Below are 19,993 nucleotides of genomic sequence, written 5' to 3'. Positions count from 1 at the left end.
CTCACGTCTCTTCTGACCTGCCCTTTGTTTTTCTCTGCGCCACCGCACTACTCCCTGCCCCTTTCGCCTGCGACACCCAGCAGCAACTCACTGACTGTCATCTGACCTGTCTAATCTGTGCCTGATGAATCTTGCCGCGCACATCATGGCCAGGACAGTTCAAATACGTTCATGAAGAGAACAAAAAGCAGCAAAACATTTTCATGATTTTTCACTTGCCGGGATCAAAGACGAACACTATAGTTTCGTAAATTTTCTAATTTGTCACTTATCGAACATTCAACGAGGTAAGTATGAGCCAGGGCAACACTGATCAAGCCACTCCCATGTACGATCTCTTTGTCATCGGTGGCGGGGTGAACGGTGTCGGTATCGCCAACGATGCAGCAGGCCGTGGTCTGCGAGTCATGCTGGCGGAGCAACGCGACCTGGCCAGTGCCACTTCCTCCTCTTCCAGCAAGCTGATCCACGGTGGTCTGCGCTATCTGGAATACTACGAATTCCGTCTGGTCAAAGAAGCACTGAAAGAACGTGAAGTGCTGCTGAACAAGGCTCCGCACATTGTCTGGCCTTTGCGCTTTCGCCTGCCACATCGCCCGCACCTGCGTCCGGCCTGGATGATTCGTGCAGGCCTGTTCCTCTATGACAACCTCAGCAAACGCACAACGCTGCCCGCTGCCAGCAGCCTGCGCTTCGGTGCCAACAGTGCATTGAACGCCGAGATCACCAAGGGTTTCGAGTATTCAGACTGTTGGGTCGATGACGCTCGTCTGGTGGTGCTCAATGCCATGCAGGCTCGCGAGCTGGGTGCAGTCATCAAGACTCGCACCAGCTGTATCAATGCCAAACGTGACGGCGGCCACTGGGTTGTCACACTGCAGGAAGAAGGTAGCGCCGAAAGCTACGATGTGCGCGCCAAGGCACTGGTCAACGCAGCTGGCCCCTGGGTGTCATCCTTCTTCGACACCGCCCTCAAGCGCAAGTCGCCGAAGAACATTCGCCTGGTACAGGGTAGCCACATGGTGGTGCCACGTATTCATGAAGAGAAAGCAGCCTATATTCTGCAAAACGACGACAAGCGCATTGTTTTCGTCATTCCCTACATGGACAAGTACTCGCTGATCGGCACTACCGATCTGGAATACAAAGGCGATCCCTATAAGGTCCATATGACTGAAGACGAGATCAGCTACCTGATTGATGTCACCAACAAGCACTTCCGTCAGCAAATCAAACGCGATGATGTGGTCTGGACCTACGCAGGAGTGCGCCCTCTGCTGGATGACGAGGCGAATAACCCCTCAGCAGTAACCCGTGATTACACCTTTGAAGTGGAAGATGCCAACGGTGTAGCGCCACTGGTGTCTATTTTTGGCGGCAAGATCACCACCTATCGCAAGCTGTCAGAAGCAGCAGTCAACCGACTGCAGGATTATTTCCCTCATATGCATGCGCCCTGGACGGCAGGCAGCATTTTGCCCGGCGGTGAATTCCGTGATCACGCCAGCTTCCTGACCTACCTGAAAGACGGCTACCCGTGGGCACCGGAAGCCATGCTGCAGCGCTTTGTTCGCAGTTACGGCACACTGACGCGCAGCATTCTGGGCAATGCCCAGTCAGTGAACGATCTGGGCAAGCACTTCGGTGCTGATCTCTATCAGGCCGAGGTGGATTACCTGATCGAACAGGAATGGGCAGTCCAGGCAGAAGATATTCTCTGGCGTCGCAGCAAACTCGGTCTGGCGCTGGACAGCAGCCAGCAGGCGGCACTGCGTGACTACCTCAGCGGTGATGGCAAAGCCAGTCATCTCTACGCCGTTGCCAATGCAGCTAACCACTGAGGAGAACATCACCCGTTTATTCATGTCATTCCCTGTTGTTGCCCTGTGTTCATATAGCTGAGCGTTGATGTGTGAGCACTTCCCTTGGCCCTCCTTGTTGAGGGCCTTTTTTTTGTCTGCAAAAATGTCTCCCTGCACCTCCTCGTCCTCCCGGACACTGACCACCCAAAGCCTCCATCTGTGCTAACGTAACCGGGCTTCTGACCAGACCAGATCGACCGCCACAACAGGGAATGCCCATGTCCACTACGCTGCTCGCCGACCTCAACCAACTTGATGCAGAACACATCCAGCTCGTTGCCCTCTGGCGGCAGGAACCGGTGCTGGAAAAGGTGGGTGAATTACGAGTGCCTGATTCCCTGCAGGCTGCCTATCAGCAGCAGTGCAAAGCGCTGACGATCAATGAGCCTGTGTGCGTACTCGCCGCGTTACCCAAGACAGCCCCTTCAGGTGCTGCGAGCCATCGCCTGCTGACCTATCTCGAGTCAGACTACGCCACCATCATGACCCTGCGTCGTGCTGGTCAGCGCCCCATGCTGATCGCAGCAACCTGCATGGCGATGGATGTGCACCAGCAGCAGTTTCTGTTCCAGCAGCGCTCCAGCAAAAATCATCTGTACCCGGGTTATCTGTCCGTATTCGGCGGCGGCATCCACCCTCAACAGGATGGCGCTCAGGCAAGCCAGGGGGCTTTGCGTGAGCTGCAGGAAGAAAGCGGCCACGACGGGCACATCCCTCCTTCCGCCTGGTGGTGTCTGACTCAGGAACCCGATAACGGTGCAGTGCAGCTCACCTGCATGCCGACCTACATCAACATCAGCGAACACCCGCAGTTTGATGAAGCAGAAGGCACGGTGGTCAGACTGGATTGGCATGCCTTGCAACAGGAACGTCAGCAGCCACAGCAACACTGGACGCCTCTGGCACGTGTGCTGGTAGAGGCATGGTTTCGCGCTGGCGAACAGCAAGACTGACGACCTGAATCTCCCTGTCAACTGCGCTAAACTGCTGCCTTTCCCCCGATGAGGCTCTGCTCGTGCGTTTAGCGGAAATGGAAAATCTGACGTTGAATATCGGCCTGACGGTGTTCGCCTGCTTTGTATTCTTCATCATCTATGATCTGGCGAAGAAATCGAAAGCGGGCAAATTCGGCACGCTCATCCTGTTTTTGACGTTGGGGCTTGGTCTGTTTGCCTTTCTTATCAAGGAAGTCATCGTCCATCTGATGGAAAAGAACTAAGTGCCGACGCCTCCCATGAACACCCCTACGCTTGATCGCGCCTCCCTCGATGACCCGCTCTACTACCTGCACAATGCCCGTACCGTACTGCAGTGGGTGCTGACGCATCATGGTGATTTACTGCATGTGGATGAAGCCCGCCAGCTGGAGGCACTCCTTCAGCTACCGACGCAGGCTCAGGCACTGCTGATGCGGATGGTGATGCGCAAGGGTGAACTGTTTCGCACCAGCAAACTGAACTACAGCGAAGTTACCGATATGCCGGCTGCCGCACAGGCACTGGCTGAGGCCCGGCTTCTGCAGCTGTTGCCTGAGATCACCCTCAGCGAACTGTGCCAGCTGCTAACCAAAGCCGAACTAGTACAACTCTGCCAATATCAGCTGCCTGACATCGCCGTGCCGCGTGCGGCAGTGAAAGAGCAGATCATCGACATGCTGCAGCCCCTCGCACGCCCTGACGAAGACGTGGAACCAGCATCACCTCGACGGATGACCTATCAGGGCTGGAGGCCAGAGGCTGACGATCAGCTCTGGCAGCTGTCCTGCATGGCGCTGTTCGACCTGGTCCGGCTGCTGTTTTTCGGTAATCTGCGCCAGGACTGGTCGGAGTTCGTGCTGACCGAGCTGGGTCACCAGCGCTATGAAAGCGTAGACTTCACCCCCGCCTCACGAGCCTTTCAGACAAGGCAGCAGGTCGACATCTATCTGCAGCTGCATCAATGCCGCGAACAGCTGGAGAGCAGTGAGGTGGTACTGGCAGAACTGCTCGAAACAGTCCCCGCCGCGCTGGATAACCCCTGGCTGGAAAGTCGCCGGGCACGTCTGCTGTTCAGCATCGGCAGACAGGCTGAACGTGAGCAGCAGCAGGCGCTGGCACTGCGTTGTTATGAACAGAGCGGTCACCGGGAAGCGGCAATTCGCACGCTGCGTTTGCTGGAGAAATCAGCAACGCCGATGGAGGTCTATCAGCGCGCCGAAGCGGCTCTGCAAAGCGCCACTCACGCCGATGAACAGGTCTATCTCTATCGTATTCTCAAGCGGGTGGCGAAAAAGGCCGGTCAGCCCCTGCGGCTACCGCCTGCCCCCGCCGACATTCCACTGCAGTACATCAGCGTACCTTATCCCACTGGCAGCACGGTGGAGCTGGCAACCGTCGCCTACTTCCACCGTCAAGGTCAGCAGCAGGGCACATTGACCCGTGCTTTCTACGTGGAAAACACCCTGTTCAACGGCCTCTTTGCCCTGTTGTGCTGGCCTGCTCTGTTTGCCCCCCTGCCCGGTGCGTTTTTCCACCCCTTTCAGTCTGCCGCCGCCGATTTACTGCGCGATGACTTCGTCAGCCGCCGTCAGATGTTGTTTGATGAGTGTCTGCAAAAGCTGGACGACGGCAGTTACCGCCAGCAGATTCAGCATTACTGGCAGCTGAAACAAGGTATCACCACCCCTTTTACCTACTGGCCCGCACTGGAGCAGCCGCTGTTGCAGCTGGCCCTGCAGCACCTTCCTGCACCGCAGCTGAAGGCCATCTTCCTGCGCCTGCTGCAAGACATCAAACAACACCGTAGCGGCTTTCCCGACCTGATTTGTTTTGATGCGGACGGCCATGTCCGCCTGATCGAAGTAAAAGGCCCCGGCGACCGCCTGCAGGATCATCAGCGGTTATGGCTGGAGTACTTTATTGAACTGGGCATGGATGTCAGTGTCTGCCACGTCAGCTGGCTTGATAACATCAACGCCGCACCGGACGAGACTGCCTTATGCTGAAAGTGGCCGTCCGTACGCTCTGTGAATTTGCCGCCCGCAGCGGTGATCTGAGCCATCGCTACACCCCGGCCCCCACTGCCGAAGAAGGTATGGCAGGGCACCGTCTGGTGCAGTCGCGACGCACCCTCGACTATCAGGCGGAATTATTGCTGGAAGGCGAATGCAGTGGCTTACTGCTGTCCGGGCGCGCTGACGGCTACCTGCCTCACAAACACATTCTGGAAGAGATCAAAACCCATCGCGGTGATGTGGCACGTATCGGTCCTGCCCAGCGAACACTGCACTGGGCACAGCTGAAGGTTTACGGTGCCCTGCTGTGTGCCCGCGACAATCTGAAATCTGTCACCCTGCGACTGGTGTATTTCGACATCGTCAACGACAAGGAAACCCAACTACAGGAACAGCATGACCGTGCGGATTTGTGGCAGCACCTTGAAGCGCTGTGCCAGCGCTTCCGCTACTGGGCAGAGCAGGAGCAACACCACCGCGAACTGCGTGACAGTTCACTGCTGACCCTGAGCTTCCCCTATGCGCAGTTTCGTCAGGGTCAACGCCAGCTGGCCGAGAACGTCTACAAGACGGTCTACACCGGCAAGACCCTGATGCTGCAAGCGCCCACCGGGATTGGAAAGACACTGGGCGTACTCTACCCGGCCCTCACCGCCATGCCGCGCAAAGCACTGGACAGGCTGTTTTTTCTCACCGCCCGTAATACCGGCAAACAACTGGCGGTCGATGCCGCCCGGCAGTTACTCAGGGCGCAGACCGGGCCGTTGCCGCTGCGCATTGTGGAGTTATCCTCCAAAGACAACGCCTGCGAACATCCGACACTGGCGTGCAGTGGTGAGTCCTGCCCACTGGCAAAGGGATTTTTCGACCGCCTTGCCGATGCCCGTGCCGAAGCAGTGCAGTCAGGCGTGCTGGACAAGGCCAGCCTGCGTCGTATCGCGCTGGGGCACGACATCTGCCCCTACTTTCTGGCGCAGGAAATGGCGCGCTGGTGCGACGTGGTGATTGCCGACGTCAACCAGTATTTTGATCAGCAGGCCATGCTCTATAGCCTGACGCTGCAAAATGACTGGCAGGTGGTCACCCTGATTGATGAAGCCCACAACCTGATCAACCGCGCCCGGGGCATGTACAGCGCTGAACTGCATCAGGCGCGTCTGAAACAACTGAAAAAGCAGCTGCCTGCTGATCTGAAGAAACCGCTGGAGCAACTGCAGCGTAAATGGCGGGAACTGATCAGGAGCGAACTGGAACCACCGCAGCCGGACACTGAAGACTCCGCAGTCGCTGTCGATGAAGCATTTACGCTGGCGACGCCGCCAGCGGAGCATGCCCGCCCGGAGACCAACCAACGGCAACGCAAAGGCGAAGATCTCGGTCAGACCTATCTACAACAACGCCCCCTGCTGCTCGATGGCGCACTGGCGCGCCTGATCAGCGCCATCATTGATTACCTTACGGATCACCCCGCCGATGCGGTACTGCAGGAGTTGCTGTTTGAGTGCATCGGCTATCAGCGTCTGGCTGAAACCTACGGTGATCACTCGGTAGCCGGGCTTAGCCAGCAACAGAAAGGCAAAGCCGTGACGGGCATTCATAATCTGATCCCGGCGGACTTCCTCGCTCCCCGCTTTCTCACCAGCCATGCCACCGTGCTGTTTTCGGCGACGCTGGCGCCCGCTGCCTATTATCGCGATCTGCTGGGGCTGCCAGACAACAGCCTCTGGCTTGATACCGACAGCCCCTTCCGCGCCGAGCAGCTGCAGGTCAGGCTGGTCAACCGTATCAGCACCCGCTACAAAGACAGACAGCAGTCGATTCGCCCCATGGTGGCCCGCATTCTGCAACAGTATCGGCAGGCACCGGGCAACTATCTGGTCTATCTCAGCAGCTTTGCCTATCTCAATGCGGTGTATGATGCGTTGAAAAAGGAAGCCGGTGAGATTCACCTCAACCGCCAGCAACCGAGCATGAGCGACAGCGAACGTCAGGCCTTTATTGACAGCTTTCAGGAAGGTCAGCAGCAGATCGGTTTCGCCGTACTGGGCGGCGTGTTTGCCGAAGGGATCGACTTGCCGGGGCAGCGCCTGATCGGCGTCTTTGTCGCCACCCTTGGCCTGCCGCCCTATGACCACTACCATGAGCTGCTGCAACAGCGGATGCAGCAGCGCTTCGAGCGTGGCTACGATTACACCTATCTCTACCCTGGTATGCAGAAAGTAATTCAGGCGGCAGGGAGAGTCATCCGTACCACTGAGGACACCGGTGTAGTGGAGTTGATCGATGATCGCTTTGTCCGGGCGGAGGTCAGGCAACTTTTGCCGGGCTGGTGGCAGCCTCAGCGCGTGTAACCACCGGAGAACATAGACACCAGAGAACGTAGCTACCAAAGAAAATAGTTACGCTCTGGCAGACTCAACCGCCTGCCCCACTAACCTGATGAATTAACTGGACGATGTAACGCAATGAGCACCTCAACCAACCTCTATAGCAGCGAGCAGGCGCAGCTGAAAACCCTCACTCATCAGTGGCTGCATGAGCTGGGTATTGATGTCGCCCTGATCGACAGCCGCCCGCTGCCTTTTTTTGCCGAAGCGACAGAACTGGTGATTGCCGAAACCAGCGAGCAGGGGCGCGAATTTCAGCTGACGCCGCACGCAGCGCTCGCCTGGCAAGCGATGAAAGCGGCTGCCGCCGCAGACAACGTCATCCTGCTGATGGTGTCAGCCTATCGCAGCGTCGACTATCAGATGGACCTCATCCGCCGTAAACAGAGCCGCGGAGTCGCTGCCGACGACATCCTCACCGTGCTGGCGCCCCCCGGTTGCAGTGAGCATCACACCGGACGGGCCATCGACATCAATACGCCGGACTGCGCCCCGGCCAGTGAAGATTTTGCCGCTACTCAGGCTTTCAGCTGGCTGCAGCACCATGCTGCCGAGTACGGCTTCCGCCTGTCCTTCCCCCCTGACAACCCCTGGGGATACGTCTACGAGCCCTGGCACTGGTGCTGGCATCCGGCATGACCTCTTGTCGACAAGATCACGGCAGATCGGTGTCTGTCTCAGCCATCTGTGCCATAATCAGCCCATTTTGCGAGTAAAAGACCGGAACAGTTCATGGAAAACAACAGTGACAATAACTCTGATAAACAGACTGTCAGTTTCAGTGCCCTGGATACCCTAGTTGGCTACAAGATTCGCCGCGCTCAGCTCAATTACTTCAATCACTTCCAGGCAACATTCGCCGAAAATGGCGTCAGCCCCGGCCAGTTTGGCGTGCTGTCTATCGTGGCGGAAAATCCGGGTCTTACCCAGACAGCCGTGGCACAGGCGCTCGGAAATGACCGCTCGGCCATGGTGGCGGTGGTGGACAGGTTTGAAAAGGATGGGCTGATCGAACGTCGCCCGGTGGAGAATGATCGTCGCTCCTACGCGCTCTACCTGACTGACGCGGGGACGGACTACTACGCCAGCCTCTATGCCAAGGCGCGGGAGCATGAGGCACGCTTCGATGCCATCATGACAGCAGAAGAAAAGAAGTGGCTGCTGGACATTCTTCAGCGCCTTGCCGATGTCTCCTGAAGGCAGACGCAGCATGGGCTGTCGCGCTAACGCGGCAACCCGTGCTGGTTGTCCTTTTCTGATGATTCATTGCCGGCAGACGTCATCGACACAGAACAGATCGTGAGCAGGCGCTATACCGCTGGCATGAGCCGATAAGCCGTAATCAGCACCGCCTGACGCTCAGGTTTCAGGCTCTGCAGTGTCCCGACGACCACATAGTCGTTGAGCCAGGCGTACGGACCTGCCGGTGCCGTCAGCTCGATATGTGACAGCGCATACCGTTTGCCTTCCGGTAGTTGCTGATGCACCGTCACCCGATTGCGAACGCTGATCACCGCACCATCATCCGTCTGCATCTCATAGACCGCATCCAGCTCCCTGACCCCATCCGCGCGGATCAGCTGACGATCTGCACCACCTGCCAGCACCTTGCCCTTCAGGCCTTTTCCCTCAAAGCTGCCGCCGGTAATCGGCACCATACGCCGCTCGCCCAGTGGGCCATTACCCAGCTCCATCGCCGGCTCGATATCGACAATAGCCTGATAGATTTCTTCCAGTTGCGGGCTGGCCACTGCCGCAGCTGCCTGACTCTGAGCGGCCCGGGCAGCGGGTACGGCAAGCGTTGCCAGTGCCAGACCTACACCGCTCCCTAGCAAGCGACGCCGTGAATTATCCATATGCTGACTCATGTACCTTCCTCTTGTTGTTGTTTTGTATATAAGCGGCAGGGAGCGCCCAGTCGTCGCGCTCCACCTGATGAACTGAAGATGTGTGGACACTACTGACACAGGAAACTGGCAGCCTGTTCGGGATCACCTTTACCGTCATATCTGGCCAGCTGAGGGTAGGGGCACAGTGGACGACTGCGTTGTGCTGACCAGTCAGCAGGGATTTCCGTATTAGGTGACAGTGAACCCTGACCACGCGCGCTGGCGATCACACGCTGCGGCGCCTTGCCCTGCTCTACCCAGGCGACAATGGCATCAAGCATGTCGAACTGATCCGTCGCCGGGCCATAACGGGTGTGGTTCATACCGGGGATCAGGAACAGACGCACGCTGTCGGCGGTCGCCTTACCGTGATTGCGGCTCAGTGCCTGATACCAGTGCACGGTATCCAGCGCAGAGAACACCGGGTCACTGTTGCCATGGAACACGATCAGCTTGCCGCCGCGCTGAATGAAGTGATCCATATGCGCTGCCTGCGGTGGGGGCATAAAGGTCATCGCAGCTTCGGTGTAAGTCGAATTACTGGCGTAAATACGCGGCGCATCCTGTTCCAGACTGAAATTAAGGGCGTAGTCCAGCAGACTGGTCCCTTCGCCGTTGACCACGGCAGGTGACACCGGCGGTGTCATAAATACAAAGCCCAGCGCGATGGCATCACGCGGGCCGACGCTGTACTTCAGCTTCCAGTCACGCCAGTCCTGACCATCAATGCCGCTGTCCCACGGCATAGCGCTGTAAAGCTGCTGCTCACCCAGATGCGGACCGGCAAACAAGCGCTGCAGTACACGCTTTCGTCCCTCATCCAGACAGTGGTCAGTCTGACCTGACTGACAGCTGGCAACATCGCGCTGAATATCAAAATGGCGCTGACAGGCGGCCATATCGAAGATCAGACCATCCTTGAGACCGTCCAGCCCGTCACAACGCTGCAGTACCGCCTGCGCCACCCACTTCAGCTGCGCAGGAGTGAAGCTGGTTTCCAGATCGGGCTTGCCAGCAGCGTTCAGACTGGCCACCCGGGCAAACTGCTGTGCTCCCCACACCTGAGCAACGGCGGCCTGAGGCAGATTGAAGCCGGGATCACCGGCGACAATACCATCGTACTGGCCGGTATCACGGGCAGCGGCCACCATGGCATGACGCCCTCCATTGGAGGCGCCCAGCAAATAGGAGCGCGCAGGACGATAACCGTAAAGGCCGGTAATCAGCTGACGCGCCATCGGGGTCAGCTGCGCTACGGCGTTGTAGCCGTAGTCTTTGCGGGCCTGCGGGTCCAGCCCAAACAACGCTGCGCCGATCCCCTTACCCCCTTTTTCCATGGCATGCCCGGCGTCGGAGCTGATCACTGCAAAGCCTTTCAGCAAACCATTGCTGTCCGGGCCACCGCCCAGCTGCCCACCGTAAGCGGGCACCAGACGTCCATCCAGACCGCCATTGGCCTGATAAAAGAAGCGCCCGTTCCAGTGACTGGGCAGACGCATTTCAAAACCGATGGCGTAGCGTTTGCCATCGACCGGGCTGACCCGCTCGTTGAGTTCGCCACGCCCCAGACAATGCTCCGGCATGGCCTCGGCGATCCCCGGCACGCTGAGACTACCCGCTGCGATCAGCTCGGTACTGGACAGTTTCATACTCGCATAGGGAAAGCTGCGCAGTGCCTCACAACTCATGGTGGGTTGCAGCTGATGATCGAGCGGTGCTTTTGTGCTGGCGGCCCAGGTCGGTGCTGACAGGCTCAGCATCAGAGCCATGGGTAACGGACAGCGAGTTATCGGACGTTTTCGGGTAACAGGCATGAAGGACTTCCAGAACATAGCAACTCCATGTATTCGAGCTAAAGCAGTTGAGACAGCCATCATTGCGGCAGGCGGGCACTGAGGGTCGGCGCTAGTATTCCTCCCCTCAGCGGATCATGAACAGCAGCCCAGAACGTGCAGGCGACGTCAAGAAGGTGAGGCCGTTACTGCAGGTATCACGGCGTAGCGACGCGAGAACAGGTAGAGCACCGCTCCCGAGGCAATAACCAGCCCCGGCGCCGCGGCCATCAGCACACCTGTCGCACCGGCTCCGGCAGCCAGTATCTGCCCGGCAGCAAGAGGGCCGGAGATGGAGCCAAGCCGCCCCACCGCAACAGACACCCCGACCCCGGTCGCACGGATATTGACCGGATACAGCAACGGCGCCAGCGCATAGAGCAACGCCTGCCCGGCCAGCGCGCACAGACCTGCGGCAAAACCTGCGATCAGCATGACCGTCATACCACCGTTGGAACCCAGACCTGCCAGTGCCAGTAGCATGCCCAGATAGGCCACCACCACGGCAGTTACATAGCGCTCCTTGTCCATCAGACGGCCACTCAACAGCGAGCCCAGCGCACCACCGACGTTGAACAGGATCTGCACGATACTGGCCTGTTCGCGGCTGAAGCCTTGTCCGACCAGCAGCGTAGGCAACCAGTTAAGCAACAGATACAGCACGGTCAGAGTGAAAAAGCAGGCCAACCAGAGCAATAAGGTAGGTGTGGTGCGACGCTCATTGAACAGCGCAGTCAGGCCATTACCCTGCTCTGCTCTGCTCTGCGCTGTCTGTGTCTTGAACTCCTGGGACTCCGGCAGCCACAGCCATAGGGCAAGGGCTATCAGCACAGGCACCACGCCACCGATATAGAAGATCAGCCGCCAGTCAGTGCCGTACTCCGTGGCACCCAGAATTGCCGCCAGCATCCCCCCCAGCGGTACACCGCAATAAGTAAGGCTGACTGCCGTAGCACGCAGTTGCGGTGTGGCGGCTTCCGACGACAGTGCAATCAGAATGGGTAAGGCGGCGCCGAGGCCCAGCCCGGTAAAGAACCGTGCCACCAGCAACGAGCCATAGCTCCAGGCATGGGCCGTAGCAAAGGAGAAAATGCCGAACAGCACCACGGAGGCGATGAGGATCCAGCGTCTGCCGATGCGATCAGCCAGCCACCGACCAGCGCCCCCGGCAGCAACCCCACCAGGCCAAGGCTGAAGAACCAGCCCATCATCGGGGGCGTCAGGGCAAATTCGCCCTTCATGCCGGGTGCAGCAATGCCCGCTGCCTGCAGGTCGAAACCTTCCAGCAGAGCAGTCAGAAAGCAGAGAAAGAACGTGAGATACATCGTGCGCTGCGTGGTTGAGGTGTTCATAAGGCACCTCCAGACAACGCCAGAGCAGGACAGGATAGAGCGAGACAGGCTGCCCGACGGCAAGCAGCGGCCATGACGTAGAACATGATTCATCTCCTGGGTGTTGTCTTTGTTGTGACCAGGTTGGACAAAAGGTGATCAACTACAGCTACGCCAGCTTACTGATAATTGTTGTAAACAACAACAGTTTTTAAAAAACCATAAACTCCGCCTACCGACTGATATGCGTCCTCGCAAAACAGAGCATCGCAAATTGAAAAACCATGGGAGCGCTAAGGTTCCCATGGCCCGGAGTGTGCTCTGTACACCCCGACACCGCAGCAGACTATTCAGCGGCGGTCTGTACGGTATTGGAAGGTAAAGGCAGACGAATAAAGATCATCAGTGCAGCCAGTACAAACACAATGGCACTCCCTGACAACATGGCCAGTGGGCCACTGTGATCAAGCAGCCAGCCGCCACAGGCCGCCCCGAGGCTGATGGCCAGCTGACAGGTTGAGGCCATCAGAGCGCCGGTGCTGTCAGCCATCGTCGGCGCGACCCGTGTCGACCAGGTAGACCAGCTGACCGGTGTGGCACCAAAGGCCAGCGCCCAGAGCATCAGCATGGCAACCGCAAACAGCAGACTGCTGCCGGCATCCATGACCTGCAAACCGATACTCACCCCCATCACCAGTGGTGCCATGCGCAGGACCCAGCGCAGGCGGTGATCCAGCCAGCGACCAATCAACAAGGTACCAATGAAGTTCGCCACACCAAAGCTCAGCAGCCACAGCGGCAACTGGTCAGTAGCAACCTGGAGCGCCCCTTCCAGAAAGGGGCGAATATAGGTAAAAGCCGCAAAGTGAGCAGTAAAGATCAGCAGGATGGCCAGAATGCCCGGCCCGATATGAGGGCGTTGTACCGCCTGCCACAGACTGACCTGTCCCTGCGCAGGCGTTGCGGGCATGCTCGGTAAGGTCAGCCATTGCCACAGCAATGCAGCCACGCCCAGCCCCGCTGCCAGCCAGAACACAGCACGCCAGCCCAGCAACGCACCGAGATAACTGCCAACGGCAGCAGCACAGATAGTCGCCAGAGGCACGCCGCTAAAGATCAGTGACAAGGCGCGCGGCACCGCACTCTCTGGCACAAATCGCAGCGTGGTGGCCGCGGCCAGCGACCAGAAACTGCCCAGCGCAACCCCAAGTAGCACCCGCCCTGCCAGCAGCACAGGCAGGCTGGCGGCCGTTGCGACAATGACGTTGGACACGATAAGCATGGCGCTCAGGGACAGCAGCACGGAACGCCGATCAAAACGACGTGTAGATGGCACTACCAGCAATCCGGCGATCAGAGCAACCACTGCCGTCACCGTCACACTCTGCCCGGCCTGACCATTACTTACAGCAAGGCTGTGCCCCATCGGCGTCAGCAGGCTGGCAGGCAGAAACTCCGCCGTCACCAGACTGAATACACCCAACGCCATCGCCCAGACAGCACTCCATCGAGTCGGGGTAGATACAGTCATAAATAGCTCCTCACTCCACACACGCAGACAAGCGTTGTTCGAGGTCGCAAGATTATAGTAGGCTCGCCGGACGAACTATCTCTGGAAAGCCTGAATGTTTGACATATCGTCCGAAAGCAGTGTTCTGAACAAAGACCCCATGATGGACTTGATGAGTGAGCTGCTGCTGGGAATGCGCATGTCGGGCCTGCACTATTGCCAGCTGCAACTGGTGCAGCCGTTTGGACTGCGGTTGAAAACCGAAACAGGACGTGCCCAGTTCCATTTTGTCGCGCAGGGCGTTGCTTATCTGCGCTGCCCATCCGGGCAGCTGCTGGTTCTGCATGCCGGTGACGCGGTATTACTGCCACGAGGGGGCACTCACGAGCTGCTGTCGGATGAACAGGTAGCCTGTCGGGATATCACCGAAATTGCCGGTGAACCGGTCTGCTGGGCGTTCAGCACCCTGCGCAATCACGAAATGAATACACTGTCACCGATCAGTGCCCAGCTGTTCAGTGGCTGCATGGCCTTTGATCTGGGAGGCCTGCATCCTCTGGTCGCACTGATGCCGGAAGTGATGCATGTCGGCACCCTGCTCAGCCGCTACCCGGAGCTGCTGTCGATGCTGCAAGCCATGTCGCGGGAGTCCGAACTGAAACGTGCGGGCGCCGCCGCGATTCTGGCCCGGCTGGCGGATGTGGTGTCTGCCTATATCGTGCGCGGCTGGGTGGAATGCGGTTGTAGCCAGATCAACGGCTGGGTGGAAGCGTTACGCGACCCCAGAATGGGCAAAGTTATTGCCATGGTTCACAAGCAACCGGGCCACAACTGGACCGTAGCGGAGATGGCCAGCGTGATGGGAGCCTCACGCTCGGTGTTTGCCGAGCGCTTTCGGGCGGTAGTAGGGGTGTCGCCACTGCAATACGTGACCTCGCTGCGCATGCGGCTGGCACATCAATGGCTGACAGAAGACCGCCAGACGCCTGAGCAGGTCGCCTGGCGGTTGGGCTATGCGTCACAGGCGGCGTTTTCCCGCGCGTTCAAACGCGAAACCGGAGCGACGCCGGGCTCACTGAAACTCTAGTCCGGTGAGATGCTATCGGACACACACCCTTTCAGTGACACAGCACGTTGCAACAACATCACGTATGCGTCCGTCAGGGAGCTAGCCCGTCAAATAACGTCTGGGTCAGCTTGCGAATGCGCTGCTCGTGGGCCTGCAGGTCGGGCACGTCATCCTGCACCAGCCGCATGAACAGCATGGTGCTGTAGTCATTGAGAAACTCAGCCACAAAGTCGACATCCACTCCCGCCTTCAGCAGCTTGCGCGCCTGCAACTCACGCAGCAAAGCAGCCACTTCCTGCACCAGCCGGGTATTGAGCTGGGAAGCCGCCTCGGGGCGCGGAGACAGCACACCCAACGGCAACAGCTCACGCCAGATGGATGCCGGCAGTGCCTCCAGCTCCTGACGGATGATCTGCGACTCCAGATGGCACATGGCATCCACCGCGTTATCAAAGACCGGTATGTGCTGTCTGGCATTGGCAACCGCCTGCTGATCTGCCCGCTCCATCAGGGCGAGCAGAATATCCTGCTTACTGCCGAAGTAATTGAATACCGTTGGGGTGGAGACCCCGGTCTGAGCAGCAATCTGCTCCACTGTCGTTGACGCAAAACCCTGCGCTTCAAACAAAGACAACGCCGCGGCAATGATTGCCTCACGACGCTGCTCCTTCTGCCTTTGCCGCAATCCACTCACACGCCTTCCTCTTACCTCTGGCTGATCTGCCAAGGCTGCCGATCCTAGTAAATTTTTCGATTATGATCAAATTTTTTATTTGACTATAAAATTTTATGGTTATAAAAAATAACACATACACCGAAGAGAACTTCACATGAGTACCGATTTTGCCCTGGCACTACGAGACGCTTACTGCGCTACTCAGGAGGACACACAGCAGTTGCTGATGCAGGGATTCCCCCCCTCGCCGGAGCAGCGGGTAACCTGGCATAACTTTATGGCGCCACCCTATAACCGCTGGGCGTTCCATAACCTCGGCCGCATTCGACCCAATATCACGGTAGAGCGGGGCTCTACGCCGGCCGCTTCGCTGGCACAAGCCACCACGACTGCCGATGACCTGCGTTTTACAAGTGCCGCCGGGCATGAAGTAAGTACGCAGGAACATCTCGCCGCAACGTATACCGATGGCTGGCTGGTAATGAAAAACGGGGTGATCGTTCAGGAGCAGTACACTAATGGCCATCAGGCTCACAAGCGCCACATCATGTTCTCCGTCACCAAGTCACTGATCGGCATGAAGGCCGAAGAGCTGGTGCAAAGCGGCAAGCTGAACGATCAGGCACTGACCGTCAGCTATGTTCCTGAACTACACGGCAGTGCTTTCGGCGACGCTACCGTGCGCCAGTTGATGGATATGGCCGTGGCCATTGACTATGACGAGGTGTATGACGATCCGAACTCCGGCAGCTCACAGTTCGGCTATGCCTGCGGCCTGACACCCCCTCCTGTAGGCATCAAAGCCAGCCCGTCGCTGTACGAATATCTGCCTGCAACCCGGAAATCAGGTGAACACGGCGGTTTCTTCCATTATGTAACAGCCACCACAGAGGCTCTTGGCTGGGTTATAGAGCGTGCCTGCAAGCGCAGTTGCGCTGACCTGCTGAGCGATGTGTGGAAAGGTTTGGGATGTGAGCGCGATGCTTTCTTCGTGGCCGACCCCTGGGGCCGTAATGTCACCGGCTGCGGTTTTAATGCCACGCTGCGTGATATGGCTCGTTACGGCGCAATGCTACTCAACCATGGTCAGAGCCAGGGCCAGCAGCTGGTCAGCACGGAAGCTGTCGCAGCCGTACTGACAGGAGGCGACCCGGCCATTTACGACGCGAACGAGACCTTTGCGGTGTGGAGCCCCGGAGCTACCTACAAAAGCCAGTGGTATGTCTATCCGCAGCAGGCGTTACTCGCCGTAGGCATTCACGGTCAGTACCTCTATGTGGATTACCTCAACAACGTGGTGATTGTGAAGCAATCATCAATGCCGGTTGCCGAAAGCATTCTGGATATCGACACAGTACGACTGATTCGCACTGTCGCAAGTACGGTCTGAACAGCAGTCCACTCAGCAGCTTCAGTACGGGCCAGACACAAACTCAGCCAACCTGTAAAGGAGACACCCAGACTTATTTCAACAGCCCTGAAACGATTGCTTACCAGCCTCTGATCACTCCTGCCCTGACCCCTCCCCGGCTTGCCCCCTTCAAGCCGACGGCGTCGTGCTGCCCCGGAAAAGTGTGCTGGCCAGATAACAAGAAACGTAAACCGACTTTTCTCTTCCAGACCAATCAGAACCATGGAGCCTAACCGTATGAACAAGATTGCATCCTGGGGGCTGGCCAGCAGCCTGTTCGGCCTATCCCTGTCCGCTCACGCTATCGACCTGACGGCAGAGACCCTGCTGGATATCAATGTGGGATTGTCCAGCGACTACCGCATCGGCGGTTTCTCACTGGATCAGAACAACGCACCGGAGCTGCTGACGTCAGCAACTCTGGTACACAAACCCAGCGGCATGTTCGCCGGGGTATTCACCGCCAACGTGGAGATGGGCACCGATAGCAACAGGGAGTGGGATTACTACGTCGGTATTGCCAGACCGATTACGGAAAACACCCGCTTCTCCCTGTCCTACGTACGCTATGACTATCCGGGCGACAGCTGGATCAACTTCGGTGAATAGGTTGGCACCCTGAGCTACCGTCATGCGACGGTTGGCCTGAAGTACGCTAACGACCTGCAGAATCCGCCGGCCCGCGCTCAGGCAGCAGCGACCGTGGACCAGCTCATCGGTCTGGGAGTGCTGCCTGCAAATGCCGCAATCAAACCACGCGACAAGCACCGTACGGTGGGCTGGGCCGAATATGATTTTTACCTGCCCTGGCAGACCAAACTTAATGTCCGCTACGGCCACACCTGGACCTCCGACGAACAGGCCTGGCTCTCAGACGATGGCTCTTACCGCAGTGGCTACAGTGACTGGCAGCTGGCACTGAGTAAACGCCTCTACAGTGTGGAATGGAAAGCGGCCTATATCGATACCGATCTGTCCAAAGCGGAGTGCACTAATAACTTCGGTGAAGGCGGCAAGTGCTAGGCCACCGTCGTGTTTTCTGCCAGCAAACACTTCTGACGTTCAACTTCACGACCGCGCGACACTCACTCCCCATTCGACCACTTATTCGAGGATAGTTATGCATCTGACTCCCCTGACCCGCACGCTGAGTCTGTGCGCCCTCAGCCTGGCGCTGCTCGCAGGCTGCAGCACCCAGCCCCCCATGGAAGGACCACCTCCGGCCGACCGAAGCTTTCTGGGGAAAACGCATCACCGGCTATCTGACTGCCGCCGACGGTACACAGCTGCGCTACTCGGTGCTACTGCCCAAGGGTGAAGGTCCATTCCCTGTATTGATCCGCTATAGCGGTTATGACTCCGGCAGCATCGGCGGCTCAGCCTATCTTGCTGATAATGAAACCTTTTCAGTCGCGATGGACAAAGACCTGATAGAGCGTGGCTATGCCATCATGGGCGTACAGGCCCGTGGCACCGGCTGCTCGCAGGGGACTTTTGACTTCCTTGGCCCTCAATACGGCACCGACGGCCGCAGTGCGGTGGAGTTTGCCGCGCAACAAAGCTGGTCTGACGGTAAGGTCGGCATGTTTGGCTGGTCCTGGGCGGGGATGTCACAACTGATGACCGCCAGTGAACAGCCCAAAGGCCTTAAAGCCATCGCGCCGGGCATGATCCTTGGCGATCCGCACAGCGACAGCTGGGCTCCCGGCGGTGTACCCAATCAGGAGTTCACCACCACCTGGCACTGGTTTGTCGATATGCGCTGGGATGCCGTCAAGGCCAGTGCTGCCAGCGAGCACGACGAACGCTGTCTCGCCCAAGTGGAGGAAAACAAAGCCAGGGTAGTCAGCAGCTCACTGATGTATAACCTGCTGCGTCACCCACTGCGTGATGCATGGACCAAGCAACGTATCCCACGTGACCGGGCCAGTCAGGTACAGGTGCCGGTACTGTCCATGCAGGCATGGCAGGACGAAGCGGTACTGGCTCGCGAAGGGTTTTATCAGGAGCATCTCAACCCACAGCAATTGTGGATGCTGCAGACCAGTGGCGGTCACAACCTTTATGAGTCCGAACGCTTCCGCAAGGAAAAGCTCTATCCCTTCCTCGATCATTTTGTCAAAGGCGAGCAGAACGGCTTCGAGCAATCCCCGCACTTGCAGATCTGGCAGGAAACCGTCGCCGATAACCGCATCGGCCGGCATGAGCCCAACGAAACAGCCCACCCCGGCTGGACCATCGAGCGTAACCAGTATCCACTGGCAGTAAAGCCTGTCCACTTCGCGCTCAGTGAAGATGGCCAGCTGATCCGGGACGGACAAGGAGCGGGCAAGCCAGACACGTACCTCTACCCCATTCCCGGCCCGGAGGTGAATACCTATCTCAACGACAATGCCTGGGGCTGGCAACATCAGCTCTGGCGCAAAGGCAGTCTGGCTTATACCAGCGCGCCGTTCGAGCATGACTTCCTCAGCTATGGTTCTGCCAGTGCTGACCTGTGGCTGTCGACCTTCCTCGCACCGGATACCGACGTCCAGGTCACCATCACAGAGGTGCGTCCGGATGAGCAAGAGATATTCGTCCAGCGCGGCTGGCTGCGGATGTCAGACCGTAAGCTGAATGAGCAGAAATCTACCGCTCTGCGGCCATGGCTGGCAGACGAACCAGACAGCATCCAACCCATGCTGCCCAATGTTCCAGCATTGGGTCGGGTGGAAATCCCTCCCTTCTCTCATCCGTTCCGCAAAGGCTCAAGACTGCGCATCTGGATTGACGCCCCCTCGCCAACCGGTGGCTATGGCTTTGCCTACTACTCGCTGGCCAGTCGCAACAGCCTCTACCACGATGCCCAACACCCCTCGCAACTGGTACTGGGCGAGCTCAGCGGCGTCGCTATCCCGGCAACACCGCCGGAATGCAATGCGGTGCTGAAGCAACCGTGCCGACACGACCCGCTTTCCTCCTTTCCACCGTTCTGAACTGCATCCCACCTGTTGATACAGCAGGTGGTTTGCTCACCTTCAATTAGGAGCCC

The 19,993-nt window shown here is 58.1% G+C and carries 18 protein-coding genes; 12 read left to right on the top strand and 6 right to left on the bottom strand.

Annotated elements, in window-relative coordinates:
• Nucleotides 1-293 precede the first annotated feature (293 nt).
• The 7 genes from glpD to QCD60_RS20920 all read left to right on the top strand — a co-directional run bounded on the left by glpD (nucleotide 294) and on the right by QCD60_RS20920 (nucleotide 8,438).
• On the top strand, nucleotides 294-1,841 hold the full coding sequence (gene glpD / locus QCD60_RS20950) for a glycerol-3-phosphate dehydrogenase (protein ID WP_279788152.1): 1,548 nt from the start codon (nucleotides 294-296) through the stop codon (nucleotides 1,839-1,841).
• A 239-nt stretch (nucleotides 1,842-2,080) separates the two neighbouring features.
• Nucleotides 2,081-2,815 carry an NUDIX domain-containing protein gene (locus QCD60_RS20945; protein ID WP_279788151.1) on the top strand — a complete coding sequence of 245 codons (735 nt, stop codon included), beginning with the start codon at nucleotides 2,081-2,083 and terminating at the stop codon, nucleotides 2,813-2,815.
• Between the two features lie 62 nt (nucleotides 2,816-2,877).
• A complete protein-coding gene (locus tag QCD60_RS20940; RefSeq protein ID WP_104157018.1) occupies nucleotides 2,878-3,081 on the top strand; it encodes a DUF2788 domain-containing protein in 204 nt (67 codons plus the stop codon).
• Nucleotides 3,082-3,096: 15 nt separating this feature from the next.
• On the top strand, nucleotides 3,097-4,845 hold the full coding sequence (locus QCD60_RS20935) for a VRR-NUC domain-containing protein (protein ID WP_279788150.1): 1,749 nt from the start codon (nucleotides 3,097-3,099) through the stop codon (nucleotides 4,843-4,845).
• The gene (locus tag QCD60_RS20930) at nucleotides 4,839-7,205 is read left to right on the top strand and encodes an ATP-dependent DNA helicase (protein WP_279788149.1); all 2,367 of its coding nucleotides are present in this window, start codon (nucleotides 4,839-4,841) and stop codon (nucleotides 7,203-7,205) included. Before QCD60_RS20935 ends, QCD60_RS20930 begins: the two co-directional genes overlap by 7 nt.
• Nucleotides 7,206-7,319: 114 nt before the next feature.
• Entirely contained in the window at nucleotides 7,320-7,880 is a 561-nt protein-coding gene (locus QCD60_RS20925; protein WP_279788148.1) for a M15 family metallopeptidase, read from the top strand.
• Between the two features lie 93 nt (nucleotides 7,881-7,973).
• Nucleotides 7,974-8,438 (top strand): MarR family transcriptional regulator, encoded by a 465-nt coding sequence (locus QCD60_RS20920; protein ID WP_279788147.1) that lies wholly within the window; start codon nucleotides 7,974-7,976, stop codon nucleotides 8,436-8,438.
• A 113-nt stretch (nucleotides 8,439-8,551) separates the two neighbouring features.
• Here QCD60_RS20920 and QCD60_RS20915 read toward each other — a convergent pair whose 3' ends face one another.
• The 5 genes from QCD60_RS20915 to QCD60_RS20895 all read right to left on the bottom strand — a co-directional run bounded on the left by QCD60_RS20915 (nucleotide 8,552) and on the right by QCD60_RS20895 (nucleotide 13,824).
• The gene (locus QCD60_RS20915) at nucleotides 8,552-9,109 is read right to left on the bottom strand and encodes a DUF3237 domain-containing protein (protein WP_279788146.1); all 558 of its coding nucleotides are present in this window, start codon (nucleotides 9,107-9,109) and stop codon (nucleotides 8,552-8,554) included.
• A gap of 89 nt (nucleotides 9,110-9,198) precedes the next feature.
• Complete coding sequence (locus QCD60_RS20910; protein ID WP_279788145.1) at nucleotides 9,199-10,962, bottom strand: tannase/feruloyl esterase family alpha/beta hydrolase; 1,764 nt, start codon at nucleotides 10,960-10,962, stop codon at nucleotides 9,199-9,201.
• A gap of 129 nt (nucleotides 10,963-11,091) precedes the next feature.
• A complete protein-coding gene (locus QCD60_RS20905; protein ID WP_279791045.1) occupies nucleotides 11,092-12,066 on the bottom strand; it encodes an MFS transporter in 975 nt (324 codons plus the stop codon).
• Nucleotides 11,955-12,314 carry a hypothetical protein gene (locus tag QCD60_RS20900; protein ID WP_279788144.1) on the bottom strand — a complete coding sequence of 120 codons (360 nt, stop codon included), beginning with the start codon at nucleotides 12,312-12,314 and terminating at the stop codon, nucleotides 11,955-11,957. The genes QCD60_RS20905 and QCD60_RS20900 overlap by 112 nt, the downstream gene beginning before the upstream one ends.
• A 325-nt stretch (nucleotides 12,315-12,639) precedes the next feature.
• On the bottom strand, nucleotides 12,640-13,824 hold the full coding sequence (locus QCD60_RS20895; protein ID WP_279788143.1) for an MFS transporter: 1,185 nt from the start codon (nucleotides 13,822-13,824) through the stop codon (nucleotides 12,640-12,642).
• 94 nt (nucleotides 13,825-13,918) lie between these two features.
• On the opposite strand from QCD60_RS20895, the gene QCD60_RS20890 reads away from it, so the two are divergent.
• Entirely contained in the window at nucleotides 13,919-14,890 is a 972-nt protein-coding gene (locus QCD60_RS20890; protein WP_279788142.1) for an AraC family transcriptional regulator, read from the top strand.
• 73 nt (nucleotides 14,891-14,963) lie between these two features.
• On the opposite strand, the gene QCD60_RS20885 is transcribed toward QCD60_RS20890, so the two are convergent.
• Nucleotides 14,964-15,566, bottom strand: coding sequence for a TetR/AcrR family transcriptional regulator (locus QCD60_RS20885; protein ID WP_279788140.1), 603 nt, complete (start codon nucleotides 15,564-15,566; stop codon nucleotides 14,964-14,966).
• Nucleotides 15,567-15,702: 136 nt separating this feature from the next.
• Between QCD60_RS20885 and QCD60_RS20880 the strand changes: the two genes are divergently transcribed.
• The 4 genes from QCD60_RS20880 (at nucleotide 15,703) to QCD60_RS20865 (ending at nucleotide 19,937) form a co-directional block, all read left to right on the top strand.
• Nucleotides 15,703-16,938 carry a serine hydrolase gene (locus QCD60_RS20880; protein WP_279788139.1) on the top strand — a complete coding sequence of 412 codons (1,236 nt, stop codon included), beginning with the start codon at nucleotides 15,703-15,705 and terminating at the stop codon, nucleotides 16,936-16,938.
• Nucleotides 16,939-17,196: 258 nt separating this feature from the next.
• Nucleotides 17,197-17,568, top strand: a complete 372-nt coding sequence (locus QCD60_RS20875) for a TorF family putative porin (protein ID WP_279788138.1) — start codon at nucleotides 17,197-17,199, stop codon at nucleotides 17,566-17,568.
• A gap of 93 nt (nucleotides 17,569-17,661) precedes the next feature.
• Nucleotides 17,662-17,982, top strand: a complete 321-nt coding sequence (locus tag QCD60_RS20870) for a hypothetical protein (protein WP_279788137.1) — start codon at nucleotides 17,662-17,664, stop codon at nucleotides 17,980-17,982.
• Nucleotides 17,983-18,209: 227 nt separating this feature from the next.
• Complete coding sequence (locus tag QCD60_RS20865; protein WP_347950298.1) at nucleotides 18,210-19,937, top strand: CocE/NonD family hydrolase; 1,728 nt, start codon at nucleotides 18,210-18,212, stop codon at nucleotides 19,935-19,937.
• Nucleotides 19,938-19,993 lie beyond the last annotated feature (56 nt).

The sequence above is a fragment of the Pokkaliibacter sp. MBI-7 genome, assembly GCF_029846635.1.
Classification (GTDB): domain Bacteria; phylum Pseudomonadota; class Gammaproteobacteria; order Pseudomonadales; family Balneatricaceae; genus Pokkaliibacter.
The sequence above is the reverse complement of the archived record's forward strand: the minus strand, read 5'-3'. Positions and strand labels throughout refer to the sequence as shown.